This is a genomic window from Gammaproteobacteria bacterium (assembly GCA_029881255.1).
In the GTDB taxonomy this organism is placed as follows: Bacteria; Pseudomonadota; Gammaproteobacteria; order S012-40; family S012-40; genus JAOUMY01.
The window spans coordinates 50,549-74,858 of record JAOUMY010000005.1 but is presented as its reverse complement, the minus strand read 5'-3'; the positions used below and the strand labels follow the sequence as shown (position 1 = coordinate 74,858).

Annotated in this window: 20 protein-coding genes; 13 read left to right on the top strand and 7 right to left on the bottom strand. The window is 48.4% G+C overall.

Going from position 1 to position 24,310, the window contains the following annotated elements; all coding sequences use genetic code 11:
* Window positions 1-16: 16 nt before the first annotated feature.
* The 5 genes from OEZ43_11385 to OEZ43_11365 form a co-directional block, all read right to left on the bottom strand.
* Complete coding sequence (locus tag OEZ43_11385) at window positions 17-3,487, bottom strand: transporter substrate-binding domain-containing protein (protein MDH5546190.1); 3,471 nt, start codon at window positions 3,485-3,487, stop codon at window positions 17-19.
* Window positions 3,488-3,618: 131 nt separating this feature from the next.
* On the bottom strand, window positions 3,619-4,269 hold the full coding sequence (locus tag OEZ43_11380; GenBank protein ID MDH5546189.1) for a DsbA family protein: 651 nt from the start codon (window positions 4,267-4,269) through the stop codon (window positions 3,619-3,621).
* Complete coding sequence (locus tag OEZ43_11375) at window positions 4,266-4,658, bottom strand: disulfide bond formation protein B (GenBank protein MDH5546188.1); 393 nt, start codon at window positions 4,656-4,658, stop codon at window positions 4,266-4,268. The genes OEZ43_11380 and OEZ43_11375 overlap by 4 nt, the downstream gene beginning before the upstream one ends.
* A gap of 367 nt (window positions 4,659-5,025) precedes the next feature.
* Window positions 5,026-5,505 carry a peroxiredoxin gene (locus OEZ43_11370; GenBank protein MDH5546187.1) on the bottom strand — a complete coding sequence of 160 codons (480 nt, stop codon included), beginning with the start codon at window positions 5,503-5,505 and terminating at the stop codon, window positions 5,026-5,028.
* 171 nt (window positions 5,506-5,676) lie between these two features.
* Complete coding sequence (locus tag OEZ43_11365) at window positions 5,677-6,645, bottom strand: NAD(P)-dependent alcohol dehydrogenase (GenBank protein ID MDH5546186.1); 969 nt, start codon at window positions 6,643-6,645, stop codon at window positions 5,677-5,679.
* A 185-nt stretch (window positions 6,646-6,830) separates the two neighbouring features.
* Here OEZ43_11365 and OEZ43_11360 point away from each other — a divergent pair, with 185 nt between their 5' ends.
* The 6 genes from OEZ43_11360 (at window position 6,831) to OEZ43_11335 (ending at window position 12,647) form a co-directional block, all read left to right on the top strand.
* Window positions 6,831-7,067 (top strand): RNA-binding protein, encoded by a 237-nt coding sequence (locus OEZ43_11360; GenBank protein ID MDH5546185.1) that lies wholly within the window; start codon window positions 6,831-6,833, stop codon window positions 7,065-7,067.
* Between the two features lie 207 nt (window positions 7,068-7,274).
* Window positions 7,275-9,635 carry a penicillin acylase family protein gene (locus tag OEZ43_11355; protein MDH5546184.1) on the top strand — a complete coding sequence of 787 codons (2,361 nt, stop codon included), beginning with the start codon at window positions 7,275-7,277 and terminating at the stop codon, window positions 9,633-9,635.
* Window positions 9,636-9,679: 44 nt separating this feature from the next.
* Window positions 9,680-9,895 (top strand): hypothetical protein, encoded by a 216-nt coding sequence (locus OEZ43_11350; GenBank protein MDH5546183.1) that lies wholly within the window; start codon window positions 9,680-9,682, stop codon window positions 9,893-9,895.
* A 21-nt stretch (window positions 9,896-9,916) separates the two neighbouring features.
* On the top strand, window positions 9,917-11,173 hold the full coding sequence (locus tag OEZ43_11345; protein MDH5546182.1) for a multidrug effflux MFS transporter: 1,257 nt from the start codon (window positions 9,917-9,919) through the stop codon (window positions 11,171-11,173).
* A gap of 31 nt (window positions 11,174-11,204) precedes the next feature.
* Window positions 11,205-11,903, top strand: a complete 699-nt coding sequence (locus tag OEZ43_11340; GenBank protein MDH5546181.1) for a UPF0149 family protein — start codon at window positions 11,205-11,207, stop codon at window positions 11,901-11,903.
* A gap of 180 nt (window positions 11,904-12,083) precedes the next feature.
* Entirely contained in the window at window positions 12,084-12,647 is a 564-nt protein-coding gene (locus tag OEZ43_11335) for a hypothetical protein (GenBank protein MDH5546180.1), read from the top strand.
* A gap of 9 nt (window positions 12,648-12,656) precedes the next feature.
* Here OEZ43_11335 and OEZ43_11330 read toward each other — a convergent pair whose 3' ends face one another.
* On the bottom strand, window positions 12,657-13,085 hold the full coding sequence (locus OEZ43_11330) for a hypothetical protein (protein ID MDH5546179.1): 429 nt from the start codon (window positions 13,083-13,085) through the stop codon (window positions 12,657-12,659).
* Window positions 13,086-13,307: 222 nt separating this feature from the next.
* On the opposite strand from OEZ43_11330, the gene OEZ43_11325 reads away from it, so the two are divergent.
* The 6 genes from OEZ43_11325 to OEZ43_11300 all read left to right on the top strand — a co-directional run bounded on the left by OEZ43_11325 (window position 13,308) and on the right by OEZ43_11300 (window position 18,723).
* On the top strand, window positions 13,308-15,149 hold the full coding sequence (locus OEZ43_11325; GenBank protein MDH5546178.1) for a PLP-dependent transferase: 1,842 nt from the start codon (window positions 13,308-13,310) through the stop codon (window positions 15,147-15,149).
* A gap of 87 nt (window positions 15,150-15,236) precedes the next feature.
* Window positions 15,237-15,929 carry an acireductone synthase gene (gene mtnC / locus OEZ43_11320; protein ID MDH5546177.1) on the top strand — a complete coding sequence of 231 codons (693 nt, stop codon included), beginning with the start codon at window positions 15,237-15,239 and terminating at the stop codon, window positions 15,927-15,929.
* 88 nt (window positions 15,930-16,017) lie between these two features.
* Window positions 16,018-16,368: a hypothetical protein gene (locus tag OEZ43_11315; GenBank protein MDH5546176.1), complete on the top strand. Its 351-nt coding sequence runs from the start codon at window positions 16,018-16,020 to the stop codon at window positions 16,366-16,368.
* A gap of 3 nt (window positions 16,369-16,371) precedes the next feature.
* Entirely contained in the window at window positions 16,372-16,785 is a 414-nt protein-coding gene (locus OEZ43_11310; GenBank protein MDH5546175.1) for a hypothetical protein, read from the top strand.
* A 43-nt stretch (window positions 16,786-16,828) separates the two neighbouring features.
* Window positions 16,829-17,887, top strand: coding sequence for a formylglycine-generating enzyme family protein (locus OEZ43_11305; GenBank protein MDH5546174.1), 1,059 nt, complete (start codon window positions 16,829-16,831; stop codon window positions 17,885-17,887).
* The gene (locus OEZ43_11300) at window positions 17,884-18,723 is read left to right on the top strand and encodes a formylglycine-generating enzyme family protein (GenBank protein ID MDH5546173.1); all 840 of its coding nucleotides are present in this window, start codon (window positions 17,884-17,886) and stop codon (window positions 18,721-18,723) included. The genes OEZ43_11305 and OEZ43_11300 overlap by 4 nt, the downstream gene beginning before the upstream one ends.
* Here the strand turns inward: OEZ43_11300 and OEZ43_11295 are convergent.
* Complete coding sequence (locus tag OEZ43_11295) at window positions 18,716-21,556, bottom strand: hypothetical protein (GenBank protein MDH5546172.1); 2,841 nt, start codon at window positions 21,554-21,556, stop codon at window positions 18,716-18,718. The two genes, OEZ43_11300 and OEZ43_11295, sit on opposite strands and share 8 nt — an antisense overlap.
* Before the next feature lie 370 nt (window positions 21,557-21,926).
* Between OEZ43_11295 and OEZ43_11290 the strand changes: the two genes are divergently transcribed.
* A complete protein-coding gene (locus OEZ43_11290) occupies window positions 21,927-24,161 on the top strand; it encodes a hypothetical protein (GenBank protein MDH5546171.1) in 2,235 nt (744 codons plus the stop codon).
* Window positions 24,162-24,310: the final 149 nt, after the last annotated feature.

Sequence of the window (24,310 nt, the reverse complement as noted above, 5' to 3'; positions counted from 1 at the left end):
TCAGTATAATTCGAAACTAGTTCAGATTATCTCCCACCGGCAACTCAACCCAAAACCTACTCCCTTTCCCCTTGTCCGACTCAACACCGATCTTGCCACCCATCAGTTCCACCAAATTCTTGGTGATAACCAGCCCAATACCTGTGCCCTCGACGTGTGAATTTTCCGCGCCGACTCTTTCGAATGGTGAGAATAAGGCAGTTATTTGTTCTGGCGACAGGCCTATGCCGGTATCGACAACTTCGATACGCAGATGTTTGTCTTTGGTTGTTTGATAGCGTATCTCAACGCTACCATTCTTCTGATTGTACTTAATCGCATTCGAGAGGAGATTTAGCAAGACTTGTTTGATGCGACTGTAGTCTGCCTGTATGTGGTAATCCTGTTGCGTAGAATGATGTATGCTAACGCCTTGTTGTTTTGCCAGTGGCGTGACCAGGGAAAGCACCTCTCCGATAGCCGTAGTGATATTCACTGTTTCTATCGATAGCGATACCTTGCCGGATTCTATTTTGGCCAGATCGAGTATTTCATTGATCAAGGTCAACAAGTGGTCTCCGGCCTTGTAGATTTCGTTGTAGTTTTCCTTGTGTAGTTCACTCTCGTCATCCAGTAATAACAATTGGCTAAAACCCATAATCGCATTTAGCGGTGTGCGTAGTTCATGACTCATGCTGGAGAGAAATTCTGACTTGGCCTTGCTTGCCTGTTCGGCTTGTTTTTTCGCTTCAATGAGTGCGGCCTCCGATTGCTTCTTTTCGATGGCGATACCGGCGAGGTTGGCAGAACTGAGTATGAGTTCGATTTCATTTTCATCAGGTTCCCGTTTTTCCGGGTAATAGCCGGTGAGTGTTCCCAGGACCCTGTTACTGGAGGAGAGAACCGGGTACGACCAGCAAGCACCGAGATTGGCATCACGCGCGAATTCTCGATAGGCGGTACAGTCGGGGTGAGATTCGATATCTTTGGCAATGACAGGTTTACCGCTAAAAACGGCTACGCCGCAAACGCATGTCGTTTGTGTAACGTCAACACAACTCATTGCCTTATTCACGCGATCCGGTAGATTGGGGGCAGCACAATGCAGAAGTGTTTGCGATGGTTCGTCATATAAATGAATCGTGCACAACAGACCGTGCTTGTTTGAACGCTCTAAGCCCTCTATCAGAAATGACAATACCTCACACAATGGTTTTCCCGAAGCAAGTTGCTCTAATGCAATAGCACGATCTTTCTCTATCGCCTGCGCCTCACGAATTTCCTGTGTACGTTGGGCTACGGTTGCCTCTAGTTCGTCGTGAGATTGTTTCAACAATTGCGTCGAGCGTGTTCCCGTTCGTATCGTAAAAATTAGCGCACTAACGGAAAGAAGTAGCGATATCCCAAGCGAGCCATATATTATTTGTCGATTGTTGTAAAAACTGGCGAGTGCCTCGTCAACATCAATTTCGGTTGTTACACCAATACCCAGTTCGTCTAGCCAACGCCAGGAACCGTATACTGGCACGCCACGATAATCCAGATACCCTTGAACATTCGTTTTTTGTTCCTTTTTGAGAACTGAACTGGCCATATGCGTAAGAGGAAGTTGAGATCTTTCTACACCTGGACGAAAACCTTCCAGCATATTGCCCCGTGGATTACGAATTTCTATCGATAGAACGGCGTCTTGATTTTCGGTTAGCAAACCAATGGTACGCAATTGATCAACATATCGGCTTTGTGAGATCAATAGGCCTTTCGCATCGATGGCATAGGTTTCGCCAGTTTCGCCGATTCTTCCCAGTTGTAACATTTGTGAAAACTGCTCTCTTGGGTCCAGGCGTTGCGTGATCGCAGCGATAATATGGCCATTCTTATCTTTTACGGGGGCTCCGATAAACATCGTCGGTGGTCTGCGGTTAGAGGGTTCATTCTTATCCAAAGCGACGTCAGAATAAACCGCAGGTACGAATATCGCCTCTCCTTGAAAAATACGCTCAAGTAACTCGGGTCGTTGTATTGCGATTAGATTTTTCGTTCCTATATTAGTATCACGCGCAGACGCAATACTAATCGCGTTGCGATCGATAATGAAAAATCCCAGGTCGTGAAATATTCCCGCTTCATGTTGGAAGAATTTTCTCGCCTCTGCCAGGGCTGTCGATTTGAGTATGGTGTCTTTGTTCGCCTCCAATCTTAGCAATGCCTGGGTAAAATCAACCACGGAAGATTCAGTGCCGATGTGGCTCAGGAAGGTGCTGCGGTTTTGTATCCAAACGATCAGACCTTCGGATGTTGTATCACGTACGGTTTCGAGAGTCCCTGCAAGAGTGGCTAATGTGTTCTTCCTATTTTGATCAACAACCCACCAGGACACGGTGAACAGTACAATGATAAAACCACCAATAAAAAGTGATACGAGGACTTTAAAACGCGGCGTTCCAAATTGAAGAAACAATTTTTCCTGGCGCGAGAGGTGCAGTAGATACAGACAAAAAACGACAATAATGAAGAAAAATACAATTGCGCTAGTCGGAAGTTCTGTTTTGCTGAGGTTATCAACATTTGTTCTCTCAGACTGCGTAGCTTGCGAGCCGACCCACTTGCTCAATATCCGGCTTTTTTCGTCTTGAGAGATTGTCGCCAGTTGTTTGTTAAAAATGCTGACGAACTCAGGCCAGTCAGAACGGATGCTAAATCGCAATTCTTGTAGGCCGAGGCCTGCATCCCCACCGACTTGTAGATTGATCAGCCCGTGTGAGCGTATGAGATAGCTAGCCGTAGTAAGATTCTCGACAAAGGCTTCGATCTTGCCGGTTGCTACCATTTTGAGCCCTTCCAGACTGTTATCGACCTGTACAATTTCCAGGTTTGGAAAACTGAGCCTACTCAACTCGACAATAGCGTAGCCTTTTACCATGGCAATCTTGCGCTTACCGACAGCGCCGAGATCGTTGTATATGGTTTCACCTCGCCGATTAATGATTACCCATGGTGAGGAAATAACGGGATCAGTAAAATGAAGATAGGCTTCACGGCTCGGAGTTGTTTGTGCCAGTGACACAATATCGATTTCGCGCTTTTCTGCCTTGTCCAGGACGTCTTTCCAGCTTATATCGCGCGTGAGCCTGAATTCTATCTGGAGATTTCGGGCTAATAGCCTCAAGTAGTCGGCAGCAATACCATCGTGCTGCCCATTTTGATTGACGAAGTCAAACGGCGGCCAGCCTGGGTCAACACCGAGTCTTAGTTCAGCGTGTGTATGTAACCAGTCTTGTTCTTCAGGCGATAACGCGGTTTGCTCAGCAAAAATGTTATTGGATAAGGCGAGCAGTACGAACAGAAATGAAATGCTGAGTAGAACCTGCAGGTGGGGCTGCCGACGTACTTGGGTTTGGCTACAGGTGAAATAGGGCATGTTGTTGATTGCATGAGTCTTCCGTGACTTCTTATATCGGGAAGCGCCCCATTTTTCTTTATGAAACAGTCGATTTATTTTGTTCAAATTGGAAAAATCACGGGGATACATCCGCGTTATTTTTCTGGTTAAATAAAAGGCGTGGAAGATAGTCCACTAAACGGGATCATCAAGCTGTGTAAGCTATTGTTTAAGCCCACAGACACTCACCAAATAATCTAATAATTCGCTTCCAACTCACTCTTCACCAACGCCCAAAACTGATCAAAGCCAAAACTCGGTAATGGCTTGCCGTTTACAAAAAACGTCGGAGTCTTTTCAACTTTGAGTGTCTCTCCATCCGCAAGATCTCGTTGAATAACGTCGACGATCTTCGGGTCTTGCATGTCTTGCTGGAGGCGATCGGCGTCGATGCCATAGCCTTTTAGATAACCCCAGAACAGTTCGGGGTGGGCGACGTGATTGCTGACCCAGGAATCCTGTGTTTCAAACATGATGTCTAATACGTTCCAGAATTGTGATTGCTTGCGTGAGGCCTCCAATATGGCAACCATTTCATCCGAACCCTGATGGAAGGGAGAGTAACGCATGACGACATTAATCTGCGTCGGAAATTTGTTTAACAATTCTTTGATGACGGGATGAAATTGTTTACACGTGCCACATGCCGGATCAAAGAATTCGACGATGGTCACTTTGGCATCGGGGCTGCCTTTGCGCATGGCATGAGCCGGCGCGAGTGCGTCGGCGTTTGACGCAGCCAATTCTGTAGTGGCTGTCTGTTGCTGCGTGGTATAAAAATACGCGGCGAGGGAAAAGCCTACGCTCATAATGAAGATGGCGGCGTAAATCATGATGTTTTTGTTCATGCTTGCTTCCTGGTGTTAAACAACAAAACGAAAATCGACAAAAAGGCGATAAAAGCGAGTATCGGTATCGGCAAGAATCCAAACAATTCCATGCTGACATCGGCGCATGAGATACCTTTGCCGCACGGTTGCAGGCTTTCCGGTATCACGCCATAAAATAGCAAAATATGATAGAACGCAAATAACATTCCGATAAACGTAATCGGCAGTGTGTATCTCACCACACGCGTATCCAGTGGAAACAGCGCTACCAATAAAATGATCGCCAGCGGAAACATAAAAATACGCTGATACCAGCACAACACACACGGGATAAGATCCATTACCTCGCTGAAAAACAGACTACTCAGCGTCGAGAATGCCGCGATTAGCCAGGCGGCAAATATCATGGTCCAGGCGGGGTTGTGTTGTTGTGGGTGTTTGGTCATGGGTTTTGAATTCACTAGCTGCGCACCTTATAACGCTTTTTGGGGTTTTGATGCAAGTTTGGGGCGATAAATCCCCAGTTTTCTGCTGCAAAGGGATTTGGCTCCACCTCTCGAAAAGACCCAAAAAGGGACCGACAGTACCCAAATTGGGACCTATGATATGCGGTATAAACGTTGAGTTCGATATCTTGGCGGGTACTGGTCTAAAGTCACAAACAGAGAAATGTTGCAGAATTATGTAATTCGAGATCGACCCCGCATCCCCTTATAATGCGGAGCCGATCAACGCCTAAGTCGTTCGCGACATGCAATACGAAAAAAGTTTTACCTATGCACTCGCCGCTTCCCTTGCCTTCAACCACCCCAATATCTCCTGCGCATGACCATCGGCGGTAACGCCGTATTCTGCACGAATAATTTGCCCGCTTTGATCGATGACGAAGGTTGAACGTACGATACCCATTTTCTTTTCGCCGTTCTTTTCTTTTTCCTGCCACACGCCGTAGGCTGCGCATAACTCACCATCGGTGTCGGCGAGTAAATCCACTTCCAGTCCGTATTTGTCGATAAATGCTCTGTGGCTGGCGCAGTCGTCTTTACTGACGCCGAGTATCACGGTATCAATAGCGGCGAATTCGCTGGCGAGTGCGGTGAACTGGTTTGCTTCGATGGTGCAACCCGGTGTATCGTCTTTGGGATAGAAATAGAGTACAACGGTTTTTTTGCCCGCAAAATCACAGAGTTTAACAGTAGTGTCGTTCTGATTGGCGCAGCTAAAGTCTGGCGCGGCCTGGTTAGGGTTTAACATGGATTTCCTCTCATAGTATTGTCGTTTGATGCTGCCTAACATGTATCAAACGCCGCGACATATCAACGCTATATTCTATGTGGGTAAGATGGGAAAAAGCGCTTAATAGCGAATATCCTATTCTGAACGGTGAAAGTATTTCATCACCGGTTGAAAAATATTTACAACGACTCATTCCATCGAAATAACTACCTTACCTTTCGCCAGACCATCACCATAATAGCGTAACGCATCAATTGTTTTATCGAATGGAAACACTTGATCGATTACAGGCGTGATCTTGCCTCTGGCAAGCAACTCGCCAATCTCATCCAGGCCTTTGTTGGCCTTGTGAAAAAGTATGGCAACTTTTTTGTTGTCTATACGCGATAACAAAGGACCAAAAAGTATGAGCTTTGCGATAATTCCGCTAGCCCCACCATGTGCAACATAACTACCGCCGGGCGACAGCGCACGTTTGCATTTACGTAAGCCATGATGCGCCTGGGCATCGATGATGACATCGTATTGTTGCCCACTTCGGGTGTAGTCTTGCGTCTGGTAGTCGATGACATGGTCAACGCCTAGCGAGCGTACAAAATCCATTTTTGCGCCGCTACACACACCGGTAATCTCTACGTCAAACGTTTTAGCGATCTGTATCGCAAAGGTGCCGGAGCCACCCGATGCGCCGTTTATCAATACATGCTGTCCATCGCGAATACCTGCCTGTTGTAAACCCTGGAGCGACATCAACGCAGCTTGTGGAACTGAGGCGGCCTGTTCAAAGCTGATGTTCTCCGGCATGTGTGCAAGCGCAGATTCAGGCGCAGCGACATACTCAGCGTATCCTCCCATACCACAGGCAGAAAGATCACCGTATACCTTGTCGCCGACCTTAAACTTCTTCACCTCGCTACCGGTTTTTTCGACACACCCGGCAATATCTATTCCTAGCGTCTTTAAGCGAGTCGGCTTGAACAAGCCAAACATCACGCGATTGGCGAAGGGTCTGGCATGCAATAATTCCCAGTCCCAGGAGTTAATCGAGGAGGCGCAGATTTTAACCAGCACTTCGTCGGGCTTCGGCGAGGGTATCGCCTTCTCAACAAAGCGCAAATAGTCGGGAGAGCCGTATCGGTCGAATTGAATACTCTTCATTTGTTTGCCAGCTCCGCAGCGTATTGACACGACTAGTTTATGCAATTTCCCCAATGGGCGCATTATGACTATCTTTTTTTGTGCGCTCGGATATCTTTTCTCGATAAATCCTGCTAACTTCCCTGTGCTTGGGACACCAACACACCTACAGCTTCCCTTAGACTAAACCCATACATGGTGGAACTATGAAACTCCTCGTACGCAACCTATCCCGTTCTACCACAGAGTCGGAAATTAAGACGATGTTTGAAGCCTTTGGCACCGTCCAGTACTGCAATCTGGTTATGGACAAAGAAACAGGCGCCTCAAAAGGCTTCGCCTTTGTCGAAATGCCCAGCCCCGGCGAGGCCAAGGCCGCAACTAAGAATTTGAATGGGAAAGATGTGGCGGGTTCAAAAATTCGCGTCAAGCGGGCGCAGTAATAAGTCGTCCAGCAAGCCATTCATCCCGCATCACACTCTGCACTATTTGTTGATTTTCACTATAGGCATAACAGCCTATTCATTGTTGGTACAGAATACAGCTATCATTTGAAAAATTTCGTATGCCCCGAAATTAATAGATCAGCTATACTCTTAGATGTCTTTACAAATCCAATAAACCAAACCCGAAAATCAAGGAGAAGATAGATGCAGATTCGTGGAAGAGGTCACGGCTTGTTTAAAGTCACAGCTTTATTGTGCGGCTTTCTTATCCAACCTGTCGCCGTCTTTGCGGACGATGATACCGATGTCAAGATTGTTCGTGACGAATATGGTGTGCCACATGTTTTTGCCGATTCAGCATATGCTCTTTGGTATGGCGCGGGCTATGCGCAAGCAGAGGATCGTTTGTGGCAGGCGGATTTAATGCGTCGTACTGCCGGCGGTCGAATGGCGGAATTGATGGGGCCAGGAAGTATTGAAGGTGATACGTTTGCGCGCATTTACTTCGGTCCGGATTCAAAACGCAGCGAGATGTTAGCCAATGTTAACGAAGCCACGCGTGTGCAATATAACGCTTTTAGCGATGGTGTTAATGCCTGGATACAGAAGGCTCAGAATGAGGGTATGTTGCCGATCGAGTATGTCGCCCAAGGTTTGACTCCCGCGCCCTGGCGTCCTGAAGATAGCGTCGCCGTAGTACAGTTGATTTTTGGGCAGTTCGGGCAATCTGATGGATTAGAGGAATTTGAAAATGCAGAAGTCTACGGTGAGCTTCTGGCCAAGCATGGCCCGATAGCAGGTAACGCGATATTCGCCGATACACATTGGTTGAACGACGGCGACTCTGTTACCACTATCTCCTCAACGCAAGACGAATCAAGTCCACCGGCGACTATGCCGTCCGATGATGAAGGGCACCATAGTAAGAAGGCCGGTAAAAAATGGAAGAATCTACACAAAGGCTGGCATGACAATATGGAGAAGCTCGGCGTAAAGGGCCGGGGTGCTTCCAATGCCATTGTTGTCGGACCAGAGTATAGTGCCGATGGAAAGCCTTTGTTGTTAGGCGGTCCGCAAATGGGTTACTCCGTACCGCAAATCTCAGTCGAGTCCAGTCTGCATTATGGCGACTTGAACGTGAATGGAATTTCTTTTCCCGGGTTGCCCGGTGTGGCAATTGGGGTTACTAGAGATTTTGCCTGGTCGTTTACTTCCGGTATGTCGGATACCACCGATATCTATGTTGATCCCGCCACTTCGCTCCAGTGCCAGGCGGAAGTTATCAATGTTCGCGGTAGCGATCCGGTGGTCGTGCCGCTATGCAGCAATCATCACGGAAACGCGGTCGCGCAAGCGGATGGCGTGGCCTATGTGCTAAAGCGTTCCGGCTATGGCCTGGAATTGCAGAGTGCTGAAGCCTTGCAGGAAATGCAAACCGCTGAAGGTATCGAAGGCGTCGACGCGGCAATGTCCCGTTGGGTGCCGAACTTCAATATGTTGTATGCGGATAGAAAAGGCAATATTGCTTACTGGCATTTAGGTTTGATTCCGATTAAATCACCGAATGATAAGTACTGGTTTCCACGTCCTGGTGATGGTCAACATGAATGGCAAGGATTTGTTGCATGGGAAGACATGCCGCATGTGAAAAATCCTGCCCAGGGCTGGATAGTCAATTGGAATAATCGACCAAGCGCTGACTGGACGAATTCGGTTAACGGCCTGGGCAGCTGGGGCCCGGTACATAGAGTCAGCGTGCTTTCGGAGCTGATGAAAAAACAACAGCCACACAGTATGACAGTGGAAACCTTAGCGGATATCAATCGTCTTGCTGGTTTGACGACACAGACGCCGTCAAATGCATCCCGGGTTGTTCCTGTTGCGACTTTGTTGGCACCGATGTTAACGCGTATTGCAACGTCGGACGACCCAGTGATTCTTGGGGTTCTTGGTTTGTTGGCAAACTGGAATGGTTTGCAATTCGATTTAAATTTTGATGGACGCTACGATGATCCGTCGATTGCTATTTTCAATCAGTGGATAACGCGTTTTACCGAGAACGTGTTCAAAGACGAGTTAGGCGACACCTTGTTTGAAATGAGTTTGGTTTCCAATCTTAGCTGGCGCTTGCTAAATGAAAGTCCTGCCAACCCATTGCTATATGATTACACTGGTGGCATCCCGGTAGGCGACTTATTGTTGAGCAGTCTTTATGAGACTATTGGCGCGCTGACAAGTCAACACGCCTCTAGCTCTCCTGCCGATTGGTTACAAGCGGCCGCGTATATTGAGTGGACGCAACTTGGCGCAGTCGTGGTTCCGCAAATTCCTTGGGTGAACCGCGGTACCTACAATCAGATTGTCCACCTGGGACGTCGCGATGAGTTATACGGTATGAATGTCGTTGCCCCTGGACAAAGTGGTAACCCGTATAGCCCACATTTTGCGGATCAGTTGGAGCTATACGCGACCTGGCAGTATAAGCCCATGCATTTTAGTAGAAGAGCGATACGTGAGAATGCGACCTCGGTGGTGCGCCTGCAAACAGGTAACGCTGACGACTAATGTGTTATCGGGGGGCTGAGTTCGGCCCCCCGATTTTTTTATTTATGGATTACAAAACACTCCTCGAAAACCTCCCCGATGTCCGCGACGGTCTCAACCGCAAAGAGCGGGTAATACTCTATTGTTTGCATAACACCCAAAAAGAACTCGGCGACCGCAACGTACCAACGGCGATGCTTTATGGCCGTGTGGTCGAATACGTGGACATGAGTGTCGATGAGTTCCAGCGGATTTTGCAAAGACTGGTAACCAAGCCCTAAGTTGACTACGGACGTAGTATAATGTGGCAGTCTGTCGCGCCTATGGATACGTCTGTGCAAAACAACCAAACGGTGAACCCACCCAAACACCTGACCCTCATTGTCGCGCTGCTGACCATGATCGGTCCGTTTACCATCGACACCTATCTGCCGTCCTTTCCTGCGATTGAGGCGGAATACGGGATTAGTCGTGGGATACTCTCGCAGAGTCTCGCCTTTTACCTGGCGGCGTTTGCGATATCGACGCTATTCTGGGGGCCGTTGTCGGATCGTTTGGGAAGACGTACGGTGGTGTTGGCGACGTTGTTTCTGTATTTGCTGGCATCGATAGGTTGCGCCCTGGCCACCGACTACACCAGTTTTTTATTCTTTCGATTATTGCAGGGTGTTGCCGCCGGGGGTGGTTTGGCTGCCGGGCGCACCATGATACGCGACGTCTATAATCCCCAGGACGCACAGCGCGCGATGTCTCGCGTGATGATGATGTTTGCGATTGCCCCGGCAGTCGCGCCGATCGTCGGCGGTGCGCTACACGAGGCCTTTGGATGGCGCAGTGTGTTTTATTTTCTGGCGATATACAGCGCCTTGGTTTTTTTGGTGGTGTCGCTACGCGTGCCGGAAACTTTACCGCTATCTATGCGCCAGTCATTTCATCCGCTCAACGTGTTACGTGTTTACGGCAATACCCTGGTGCACCGACGTTTTCAATCGCTGGTGTTTATCGTCGCCTGTAATTTTGGCGGCATGTTTATGTATATCGCCGGTGCGCCTACGGTCATTTTCGATTTCCTGAAAACCGATGTGCACGACTTCGGCATTATGTTCTCGTCTATGGTTGGTGGAATGATTGTGGGGGCATGGTTGAGCGGAAATCTTGCCCATCGCTGGCATGCGCAGCGTACCGTGGGTTTGGCTTTGATATTGATAACGCTGGGAACGGTTTTAAACGTTGCACAGGCCTTGCTGTTGTCGCCGCAATTATTGACGACTATTCTGCCGCTAATGCTTTATACCTTCGGCATGGGCATCGCCACGCCGGCAATGACGGTGTTGTCACTAGACTGTTTCCCGAAAAATCGCGGCGCGGCATCGGCGGCGCAAGGCTTTGTACAAATGATGGGTAACGCGGCGATTGCCAGCCTCGCGATACCCTTGTTACAAATACATGTGGAGTGGATGGCGCTGGGGCAATTGGCGCTGGTGGTAACGGCATTGATATTGTGGTGGTTTTTGCCGCCGTTGATAGATCAAAACAACAATGGAAAAATAGACCAGTGATAGCGTCAATTACAACAACAAGAGGTGTAAAGTGAAAAACCTGAACGAATTCCTCAACGATGAAGAAATGGACTTTCTGGAAGCCTTTCTCCTGGACCGCTTTGATGAAGATGATGAGCCAGAGGACAAAGACGTAGGCATCATGGTTTTTCCGCAACTGGATGGTTATTTAACCGCAATCGTTAGCGGACCAATTTCTATACCACCCTCTAAGTGGATGGAAGACATGTGGGGCGATTATCCTCCCGCGTGGAAAGACGAGAAGGAAGTGAACAACATGATGTCCTTGCTCTTCCGTCACATGAACAGCATCTCGCATGTGCTTATGAACTACCCGGAAGAATACGAACCGATTTTTTACGAAAGAGAATCGAAGGGCAAAACCTATTTAATTGTCGACGAATGGTGCGAAGGTTATCTACGGGGCATGAAGTTAGCGACTGAAGAATGGCGTAAAGGTGGTGAACAAATCGATTTAATGCTAATTCCGATTCTGGCTTTTTGTGAAGAAGGTGGTTGGAGTGGTCATGAATTAGAGGAAGAAAAGTCCGAGAACCTAAAAAAACAAATTAGTCCATGCGCGCAAGAGATACATCGTTACTGGCTCAATCGACGAGATGAGTTCATGCCTACACGCCAACCGGTAAAACGCGCCGCTGGACACGTCGGCCGCAACGATCCCTGTCCCTGTGGTAGCGGCAAGAAATATAAGAAGTGTTGTTTGCATTAATGGAATCGCAAAAGCGCCCAAACTGATATTTCATGGGGCGGATGAGCTGAATAACAAACTTTTTTAGGCAGGAGAAAGTGCTGGTGTTACACCTGGTCGATTGTTAAAAACAACACATCCTTGCATATAACTATCCGCTATATTGCTTCCCATCAACAACATTGCGAGAGGGGCATAACCATGATGGGATACAACGAATTTCAACGCTTAAGCAAAGATCCAAACGCTAAGCTACATATTGCACGATTCTATGATACCGCGACCACAAATCGCAGTGGCAAGCTCACGTCACATGAAATCGGTTGGACCATACGTGCGATCGAGCCAGGAAAGAGACCGGCATATGGCTATTTTCATGTGCACTGGAAACCAAAGGTCAGTCAATACGCAACATTCGAAGAAATCTCAGCGCACTTCAAGGAAAGTCACCGTGGCAATCGGTCAGAGAACAGAAATACTAATGCGGCTGATTTGAAACCGATCGAAGCGGCGATGATGTACAACACATTTCGGATGTGGAATGCATTATGGGATGACCGTTCACATACCGCACCTAACAATGCGAAAAAGGGATGGACGCAACTAAAATGTCGCATCACCAAACCTATGGTAGATCATTTTAAAAAACACAATAACAGCGGTGCACTCAAAGTGTTGGCACAAAATCCACTCTATGAACTCGACCAATGGGATCAGGATGCCTGGGTAAGTTTTCTGGGGTGGTTGACTGGAGTTGAGGTATGAGATTACCCGCTAGCGAAACCGATCCGCAATGGACTGCGCTTCGGTTTCATCTTGGGCCGGCACCGCTATATGCATCATCGCCATCTCGTTTATCAACGGTATATTCTGGTACAACTTTTTATCACCATACGCGATGCTGACTTTTTTGCCGATGAGTTTTTCGGTGAATTCGCTGACTTGTTGTTGCGCTATAGGTGTTAAATGCAGTCTGACGTAGTGGTTGCCGATGAGGTCTTTTTTGATCTCGGCTTCCTGGATGTCTTCGGTTGTTAGTGTCAGTGATAATTGTTCAGAGGTGAAGAAAAGGACAGGCTCGTTGCCGCTGCATGCACTGAGTATCAGCAGCGCGAGTATTATTCGCCAAACACCCGTGAAGTGTTTACCTGTAGGCTTTCCAGTAGTCGTGTTAGTGTCGAATAACATTTTCGTGGCGTACATTCGCCGCATCCCTTTATGGTCATTGATGCCGTCTATCCTGTGGCATGGTTTTTGGCAGGGTTTTGTCTACTGACTCTATATCGTTATGCTCGATGATATCTTTATTTGTTACTGCCGTCCGTGCATTATAGCGTCTGGGCACGGTGCCGTCTGTCCCCAGTCCCAAATTTCTTGTACGATGATGCGCAGACTTGGTATTTTTTGGCGTCGAAGGAATGATTTATGGCGAAAAACTCTACGGTCAATGGGAAAGATTCGGCATCTCTGGCGATTGCGCGCAGTCTGAGTCCGCGTCGTAAGACGACGACGGCGACTGATATCGATGGTCTGGCGCGGGAACAGCTGGCGCATTTTTCGATCGATCCGGCCTCGCAAACCGGTCAGGCTTTATATCAATTGGCGGTGAATATCTATCACGCTAATGTCAATCTGCATCAGTTGTGGGAGTCGTCGATCAAGGAAATGAGCACTCTCGATCGACGTGATCGCATTGCCTGGTTTAATGCCAAAAAGTTTTTATGTTTTCAATTAGCAAAGTTGCTCGACAGTCTACAAAACCCGTTTCGTCGTACTTATCAATCCGTTGTTCCTGAACAATCCTCGCGTATAGCCAAAGGGCCGTATCCGATATTCGATAATGTCTCGGCGATCTTTTCGGCAACGCCAGTTATTACCCGCACCGCCACCTATTTATACGCCTGTACCGAGTGGATAGACGATGCCTTTCAGGGCAAAGAACCGTTGCTCGAAGTGTATTCCCGTTTGCTCAATCCGACTTCTATTAGTCTCGCCAACCATATTGTCGATCTGGAGTGCGGTCCTTATGCCACCGAATACATGGCCTGGAATTTTAACTCCGGCATGGCGGCGATCGATGCGGTATTGAGTCATGTACTCGGCTATCAAGACATTATCGTATGTTCGCGCAATGTGTATGGCGGCACGTATCAATTACTCGCCGACTGGTTTGGCAAACCGAGTAATCTCGATATTGCAATCCACTGGTTCGATGGTTACGAAGTCGATGCGTTTAAACAGTCGCTTGCAGAGGCACGCAAACTTTACGCACAACGCCTCAAGGAAGGACGCAACATCTATGTCTACCTGGAGTCGCCGTGTAATCCCCACGGCTATCTACTCGATGTCGCAGGTATATGCGCGCACGCCCATCAGGAAGATTTGACTGTATTACTCGATACCACGGTGGCGACGCCATTTTTGTATCAACCCTTGTTACGCGACAATCGCCTCGAACGCCCGGATTTTCTGATTCATAGTTATACCAAAGACATCGCCGGTACCGGTGTAACCACTGCCGGTGTGGTCATCGGTCCGAATGAAAAAATGTTTATTCCCAAGAATGAAAGCGTGAAGTGTAAAGACGCCAAAGGCGTGGAGCGCGTATATCAATGGAACGATACCTTGTTCTGGAATGTGTATTACGTCAAAGGAGCGTTTCTCGATTCGGAAAAGGCCTTCGAGGTAATTAACGGTTCGCGCACCCTGGAATTACGCATGATGCGCAAGACGATAAACACGATTGCCCTGGCGCGTTTCTTTGATTCGCATCCCAGTATCAAGGTCAATTGCAATGCCTTGCCCAGTAATGAAAACGCCAAGCTGCGCGAACAGAATATGCGCCTGGGACTGCCTGCGCCTTTGTTCACGATAGATATCAATGACGCGAGTATTGATCGCGCCGCCTTTACCCGTTTCTTCGATTGTCTTGAGCCGAGTTTCTCGCACATGGTCTCACTCGGTCAGCCGAATACCATGGCCTTGTGTCCGGCGCTTACCAGTCACTCAGAGATGAGTGCAGAGAAGCTGAAACAGGCGGGTATTAGTCTGACCACGATACGCATCTCGGTCGGCGATGAAGACGCGCGTAGCCTGATGGCGCAGTTTATCAAGACCGCTGAGCTGGTATTTGATCCGGTGTGTCAGGGATTCTCCAATAAGTTTATGTCGGCGCAAGATGTCGATAGCTTGTATCACGATGTCTATCTTGATGTGCATACGCGCTGGATACAGGGGCAGCCGGGTTTGTCTGCCTTGTTGCAATAGAGAACAACAAAGGATGGCTTTCTTTTTCCGGTGAGGGTCTTATAATTTCGCCAGATCGATAATCGACATCTATTCCAGGGGAGCATGATGACAATAAAAGCCATAGTCACCGACATCGAGGGCACGACTTCATCGATTTCGTTTGTACATGAAGTGCTCTTCCCTTATGCCCGCGAGCATATTCAGACCTATGTCGAAGCCAATGCGCAAAAACCAGAAGTTCAGGCCTTGCTCGATGAGGTGCGCACCATTACCGGGCAGGCGGAGTTGAGTGTGGCCGAGGTGATAGCTCAGTTCAAACAGTGGATTGCGGAAGACAAAAAAATCACGCCATTAAAAGCCATACAGGGCATGATCTGGGAAGATGGTTATCGTACTGGGAGTTTTACTGGACATATCTACGACGATAGCGTGCGCGCCTTGCGCCAGTGGCACCAGCAGGGTTTAGCCCTGTATGTGTTTTCTTCTGGTTCGGTATTTGCGCAGAAACTATTATTTGGTTTTAGTGATGCGGGCGACTTGACGCCCTTATTTAGCGGCTATTTCGACACCAATATTGGCAGCAAGCGTGAAGTCCCGGCCTATCAAACCATCGTCAGTCAACTCGGGTTACCCGCGGATGAAATCGTATTCTTGTCTGATATCCGTGAAGAACTGGATGCGGCACGGGAGGCGGGTATGCATACCATCTGGTTTGTGCGCGATGCGAGTGTGGACGCCAATGCTGCCCATCAACAAGTCACCAGTTTCGATGCGATTGATCTAAAAGCCATAAAATAGCGTAATTTTTACGGCGGGCAGGGGCGCTGCCTTGCCTCGAATACTCCCCTATGTTATACATTTCCGCTACTTCTGAGGGGGGAGAAGCATGGGCCGAATTGGTTTCCCATTGAGTTTGTTGGTGTCTGCCATTATTTTGGCGACCACTATGTCGTCGGCGTTAGCCGATCCGAATTTGAAAATTCTCACCCCATCCGATGGTGCCGTGCTTTCCACGGGTGCGTCTATTCCGGTTAAATACGAAATCAAACCCGATCCCGGTGGCGATCACTCGCATATCTATGTGAATCACAAAGAGGCGGGTATTCTGCGCCGCAAAAAGGCAACGTTTACGCTCGACCCTTTGCCGCCGGGTGAGCATTCGATCTGTCTAAAAGTGGTCAACAAGGCGCATGCGCCCATCGGCCAGTCCACCTGTATTATGGTGACGCAGCAATAGCCGATGCAGTGGGAAAACCTGTTTTACGCACTGACGCAACTTGTCCATAACTTCGGTGCGATGGCCGTCGTCGGCGGTGCTTTGGCCACCCTATATCTGGCCGCAGAAAAACAAGGTGCGCAAAGAAAGCTGGCGTGGCTGGTTTTAATCGGCTGGGGCGCACAGGCGGCAAGTGGTATTAGTTTTGGCGCTATTAGTTTTTATTTTTATGGTGAAACACCAGACCTGCACGCGACTGCACAAGTCGCGTTCATTATTAAATTGTTTTGCGCGACGTCTGGTGGAATTCTCGCGTTGTTTTATGTAATTTCGGCGCATGCCTGGGCCGATGGTTCGCGGCGTCGTGCCTGGAAAACGCTCACGTTATTCGGCGTGGTGGCACTGAGTGCCGCGGCCTTTTTGCGCTGGTTCTCCTGATCGGTAATTGATACAAACGCGCACAAGAATGAATGGGGTTAATATGCGTGTCCTGAATAAAAGTCGTTTGTCGTTGTTGTTACTGTTATTCGCAGTTACTCCAATCTTGTCGGCCGCTGAGTTTACCAATTTCATGGGCATGAAACTGGTGGATATTCCGGCGGGAAATTTCCAAATGGGTTCATGCAAAATGACCGAAGGCATGCGCAAGGAAAATCGCAAGCGCGTTTTTCTCGGCTTGCCGACTGTCGATCCCGGGTGCGGCGCCTTTGATAAAACCGCCAACGAAAACGAAACCCCTCGTCACAAAGTCTCCGTAAGTACTTTCAAAATGGCGACAACGCCGGTCACTGCTGGACAATATGTGCGTTACCTAAAGGCCATCGGTGAGGTGGACAGTAAAGACGATTGGGGACTGTATACCGAAGAATTTCAACGACTCAATTCGTTTGGTGACAATGCGCCCGTCGTGCAAGTGTCATGGCACGAGGCGCAGGATTTTATCCGTTGGATGAATAAAAACAAACCGGCCAATGATCCGCTGGTCTATCGCATGCCTTCCGAAGCGGAATGGGAATATGCCTGTCGCGCCGGAAAGAAACAGACTTATTGCGGTAGTGATAATGTGTTCGATGTCGGTTGGGTAAACCGTAAGGAATCTGAACATCAACACGATGTGGCAACCAAGGCTGCCAATGCCTGGGGCTTGTATGATATGTCAGGCAGTATCTGGCAATGGGTGGAAGATGTGTATCACGATAACTATGTTGGCGCGCCCCTTGATGGTAGTGCGTGGAATAGTCTCAGCCCGGACGAGGACGTGGTGTTACAGCAAGATATCGCGCAGGTGGAAACACTGGCAAAAAAAGGAAAACTAAGCAAGACCGAGGCCGCGTTGACGGTTGAACGTTTGCGTTATGACGCCGGTGCGAAATATCGTCGCGGCGTGCCGATCAAGAGCGAGACCGTCGCTGCGCGTGTACTGCGTGGTGGTTCGTGGCGTTTTGCCGCAGACTTTTCGCGCAGCACATATCGTCTAGCCGGTGAACCGGGCAATTGGTATTACGGTAATGGTTTTCGCATTGCGGCGAGCAAGCCATGAGGGCAAAGCGTATGTTGATCTCAGCAAAAAAATTCAAAATCGCCGCCGTGTCGTCTGTTGCCTTTATCATGAGCAGTTTGTCGACAACGGTGTGGAGTGCGGATCATTACGTTAACTTTTTAGGCATGGACTTTGTTAGCATACCCGCAGGTGAGTACAAGATGGGAGCATCGTCTCAAAGAGTCGATGCGCAGTTTGATGAAATGCCGCAGCATACGGTCAAGGTCGATAGTTTTCAAATGATGTCGACGGAAGTTACGCTGGCCCAGTTCAAGCGCTATATCCTTGAGTCCAGCAATATCAAAATCGTCGACGACGATTTTATCAATGCCAATAAGCACGGCGATCAGGGGCCGGTGGTGTATGTGTCATGGAATGATGCGCGTACGTTTTTGCATTGGTTGAATAAACACAAACCTGCCGAGGACAAGGGCGTATACCGTCTACCTACCGAGGCGGAATGGGAATATGCCTGTCGTGCCGCTCAGAATAATGATTTTTGTGGTGACAATATCGCTGGTTCAGTTGCCTGGTATTCCACTGGTCAATTGACTTCACCACAAGCAGTCGCCAAGAAAAAACCAAATGCCTTTGGTCTATACGACATGAGTGGTAATGCGCGCGAATGGGTGGGGGATTGTTATCACCCCAGTTACGAAGGCGCCCCTGAGGACGCTCGTGAGTGGACACGCAACTGTCAGTCGAGCAATCGTGTGTTACGCGGAGGGTCGTGGCACGAAGGCCCCGCAGCGGCGCGCGTTACCGATCGCATGGCGGCGACGATTGCCAGTCACAGTCCTTCTATCGGTTTTCGCGCGGTGCGTGAAATCAAATAGCGCTGTTCATCAGCGTGTCGTATTCCTGCCGGGGGTAACAACTGACTGAGCTCATGTCGGCAGGTGGTTCTTGCAACTCTTTTCCTTCGCGGTTGTTTATGTCAAGCACACACTGCAAATCCCAACCGATCAATTGATACAAGTCCTGTAACTCTTTCTGCGACTCGATCAAGCTGAGTTTGTTATCGGCGATACGATAGCCGGTAAGCAATAGCTGTCTGTCAGCGACTTCGGTTTCACAATCCTGATAGGATAAATACACGCCCGGTTTTTCCTGTACAACCAGGATGCGGTTCTTATCGAAATACACTTGCTCGTTAACGCAGAACTGACTTGAGGCACGCTGTATCGACAGACTATCCAGTATGTTACCTGTCGCGCCATCTGCCGCGTCGACCAGCTTAAAGACAAATTGATCAGCGCGGACAAACTTTTGTATTTGCTGCTCCACCGTGCGCGAATAATAGATCGAAGCGGGAACTTCGCCATCAAAGACCGCGTTTTTTTGCCAATTCTCACCCTTGGTCAGGCTATGAATAAAGGCATCGCTGAATGAGAAAGCGAGATCGCTGGCGATGCTCAGCGTGCGATTGGGTTGCGCAGGAAGTTCGAAGGTGACTTCTTCCTTTGGGCCTGTCATGTCAAAGTCGATCATACTCAGACGATTCAAGGCCGGCGCCGCAGTGAGGTTGGCGATAGGATGTTGTACGTGATAGGGAAGTATTAATCGATTGAGTGCGCTGTCGAGTTCCAGCACCTGGTCGTCGCCTGTTACGCTGTGATTGTAAAACTGATAATCGCTACCTAGTAACACGCTGCCGATTTCATTCCCGTCGCTGGCCAGACTGGTAACACTGCCCAGCGTCATGTCGAAGTTGGCATCCTCATCATTTAACGTCACTCGCCCTACGCCTATGAGCGTGTCCTGGCCAAAAAACAGTTGATCGAATTGCGTGGGCACGCGGGTGGTGCCGGTTTTACTTGGTTTAATCGGATTGCTAATGGAAACCAGTTGCATATTGCTCCATTGCAAGGTACTGCTGTATTGATAACTGCTTTCGCTGACATAAATTTTATCCGGCGTAAAATACGTCGCGATACTGGCATAACCAGGCGTCGTCATTAGCAATTGTTTGTCGACGTGTATGGCTGAGTTGCCAACCACGGAAAACGTATTCAGAAAGTGTGATTTGCCGCCGTTAGCGTGGCTCACCGCGTATAACTGATCACCAATAAATTTCAGGTGATCGTGTTTTTGCACATGCCCTTCGATTTGCAATGGCGCGTTGCTGCTGAGTAATTCATTGTCTTTCAGGACGCCCAGTTGATCATCGAGTTTTATAAACTCGCCGTTCACGAAACGGTAGATATTGAAATGGGTATACTCCGCATTGGCGAAGATCGGTACTTGATAGGTTTCGTAGTTATAGCGGCTGCACGAACTTGTGGTATAGGTTCCGTCGCGACACTCCTGGCCATCGGCAACATTGATATAGCGACTCAATTGTGGGCCACGTTGTTTAATACAGTCGAGTAGTGAACCGGTACAGACCACCGTGCCTGAGGCGCCTGGTGGTACATAGTCGGGGTTTTCCACCTGTTTCCAAATCGTTCTGCAGTAGCGGTAAGACACTTCGCGTGATGTCCATTCCTGACAACGACTGTGCTTGCGTGTTTCATAGTGCGAGATATAGCGGTGCGTCTTGCGTTCGCTGACGATGAGATATTGGCCGCTGGCGCTGAGAAAGGTATTGTAGTTTGAATACCAGCTGTCTTCCGGTCCGGCAAAATCCGGTGGAGTCTCTTCTAGCGCAAATACTTCGGTGTGTTTTAATTCCAGTCCAGAGCTGGTGTCGATAACCTTGAGCTGGTGATTGAGTGTCTTCACCGGTGGAATATATATCGGCATGAAATCGGCTTGTGGGCTGATCACCGGCCGATCGTAGGGTTCTTCTTCCGCGACATAAAGTGCTAGTGTTTCATTAAACAGCCTGGCGTCGAGCAAGCGTGTGTTCTCAAAAAACAAGGCATCGTGGAAGGTCAGACCCAGTTGGCCATCGGTCTTGAATTGCAATAGCCCAGTGTGTCGGCTATTACTGCTGCGTACTAAGACGATTAAAGAATCCTGGTTGACCAGAAAATTGACCGCATTACCCGGTAGTGGTACAGCACAGGACACCTTGATCTGCGATTTGTCATCGAACAACACCGCGATCAAACCATAGATATCGGATAAATAAAATCCGGTATTTTGAAAACGGGCCACGCGATTGGGTCGTTGTATCGAGACTTGTGCAGCTTCGCTACCATCGGCCATTGGGCTTGCAGTGGCCAAGCCTCCTCCCAGGCCGATGCCATAATACGGTTTTTCAATACCATCGAGAAAACGCGGCGTGCTGGCGTCCGGTTCGATTCCGATATGTATGGTTTTGTGAAAACCGCCTAATTGCTCGACGGCTGTCGCATAGTCCGTATTGTCGATCGGCGCGCAAAAAAGTTCGGGCTGGGGTAGTAGCGTTTGATAGGTTTGTTGCTCAGGCATGCTCAACCAGGCGCCAGAACCCATTAATAACTTCTTGGCAGCGGTGGGTTCCCTATATTTAGGTAGCGAAACGTGTTGGGTATTCTCAGGCATTTCTTCCTGATTGGTATGCAACACCATCTCGTTTTGTTCGTTGACCATTAAGGAATACGAATCTGGAAACGGTGTTTCTTCTGCAGGCGTGTCTTCTTCGGTCGCCAGGGGGCCTTGTTTTCCCAGGCCGCAGGCGGAAAGACTAATGCAGAGGCACAAGAGGATAAGCATATTCTTATTTGAATTAACCACAGCCATGGTTGTTCTCCGTTTAATGAGCGGGAAATAATCCCACGTCAATGCTCGCAATCCTGAAATGATAAGTCAAGCGCTTTGAATTCCGAGCGAAGTAATCACTATTTTCATTTTGGGTTCAGTCCCTCCAATCAGTATGTTGTACTCATAATTAATCTAAATTTAAAAATTAGAAATCTTTTGCATGAGTTAGCTAGCAAACGCGAGCAAGACAAAACCAAATGGAAAATCGCGGTTTACACGGGTAAACACATATTCCGAATTAGATTTTGCGTCGTAACTGTTCGCTGACTAAGTATGACGAAGAATACATAAAAATACACACCGCAGCAGATTAGCACCTTCATCACACCTATGGTTTGGGGGAGAACCTGTGATTAGGACGATCACATTTGGCATCATCGTGCTGATGGGTTTTGCGGGCATTATGGTTGCGTGCACGGGGGAGACTATTCCCTCGCAAAAATCCCGTTTGTCAAACGATACACAACTCGTATCACGCGGCCTGAGTGAATGGAGCGCGCCACACCAGGTAGGTGGTGACACGCTATCCGCGGGCAATGCTGGGTATCTGCAAGGCCCAGTGGTGAGCAGTGCTGCGGACGGCTATGACTTGCTGGCCTGGAACCTCTATCAAGGCAGCGATGATCCACTCGCAGCGTTCAGCCAACGTATCACCACAGTACAATTTGATCGAATTACCGCGCAAACACGAACCTACGAATTTCTTCCCGCGCAACATTCTACGCAGACCACGCTACCACAACTTCGTTTCGATCCTGTTACTAACTTGACCTCTGCTTTGTGGATTTTTAATGGCGTGTTGTTCATGATGCGCGATATTTCCGTTGCGGGAAATCCTACGCCATTGGGGCTCGCACAAGAAGCTTGGGATGTCGATGGACAATATGTTTGGTGGACGAAGACAAGCACCGGCATTGAAATCTATACCAATAAAGAAGCCGGTATTCGTGATCGTTTGGTGCGTGCCGGTGCCGCGCAGGCAATGTTTGCAACACCGAAACGATTTTCAGCAACGACGGTGTTGTTGAATTGGATGGAGGTCGATGATTTTGGTGTTAGGCGTTTCTTTGGCGTAGCGATTGACGGTAGTAGCGCTCAGCCTTTTGGCAGCGTGCAGGAGATTCGAAATCCCAAGATTGCAAACAGCGATATAGCTTCGATGCAAACCTTTGTTTCGACACCTATGATTAGAGCGGATTTTTTTGTGCAATACAGCGATGCGGTGCTAGGTGATGCTGTTGCCTCTGTTCGATACACGGGAACGCAGTGGGAGTTTTTTTCTTATGTAACCGGTTTAGAACCAACACCGGACAGAGGAATAAGAGGGCCGATTAAGTTAGCAGGCGGATCGATTGGATTTGTGCTCGCCTATATTGAAGAACTAACCAATGCAGATACGATCACCAGCAATATTAAAACGATTTCTAATTTCGGAAAATGGGGAGTTCCTACGGCCCATGGCGTGCCGATGGTGCGTAGTATCGATCCGAAAGCAGTGAATGCAGAGTACGCTACCTATCTCGATCTGGCATATAACCTTTCATATGTATTAGTGTGGGTTGAGAATCGTGGGAATACCAGCGAACTTAAGAGTGAGCACACCGATAAGTCAATTGGATGGTCTAGTCCTGAAACAATCGTCGCTTATAGCAATAATGGCTTTGTCGAGAGCCCAACACTTGCTTTTAGCCGCAATCAAGTTGCCGATATTTACTGGAAACATGCACAACCGTCAAATAGTGCGATTGTATTTGATATCAAGTACAGTACTACCACGGTTACATTGGCAGCGCCTTTCGTCGCAACTCCTAGCACCCCCATAGTAGTCACGCCCGGCTCAACGAAACCGGCTAATCATTTGCCCACATCTGATAACTGTGCCGCTTGTCACTTTCCAGACAGATCAATTCTCGTTTCGCATGCCGACGTGGTGGGTATGTGTGGGGATTGTCACGATGATGTTTTGGCTTCGGGAAAACTGATTTCGCATGTACCTAGCACTAATGTATGTGATGCTTGTCACATCACTAATTATTGGAATCCAATTATTACTTTTGATCACTCGCAATTATTGTCCTTCTGTGTTGATTGTCACAATGGAATTGACGCACCAGGTAAAGGATCTTTGCATCTAAACACAACAATGATCTGCGAGGCGTGTCACTTTATCACTTCTTGGATGCCGGCAGCGACGGTTGATCATGCCGATGTCTTCGGTGTATGTTCCAGTTGTCACAACAACAATATCGCAAAAGGTTTGTCACCAACACATATTCCCATCATCGAGGAGTGCGATGGATGCCACTACACCGATGTTTGGATTCCAGTCAAACAAACCGAACCCACACCCGGCTTGCCACCAGCGCATATAGCCACGACTGGCAATTGCGCCGCATGTCATGCAGTCACATCTTGGATTCCTGTGATACGTGTAGATCATCGAGAAGTCATAGGAACCTGTAACAGTTGCCATAATGGCGTGGTCGCGACAGGAAAGCCGGTGAATCACGTGCCAGCATCAAATTCCTGTGAAAGATGTCACGGTACAGGTGCCTGGTTACCCGCAACAGGTGGAGGTCTATAAAGTGTTTTAAATTTTTGTTTTTGGGCTGTAGAAAAATAAATACAAACGAAAAACGTTACAAAATAGCAAAACAATCTCAGGGAAAATGAATGATACAAAAACTGAGAAACATAGTGTCTGTAATCTCGTGGTCTAAACGAGCGATTATA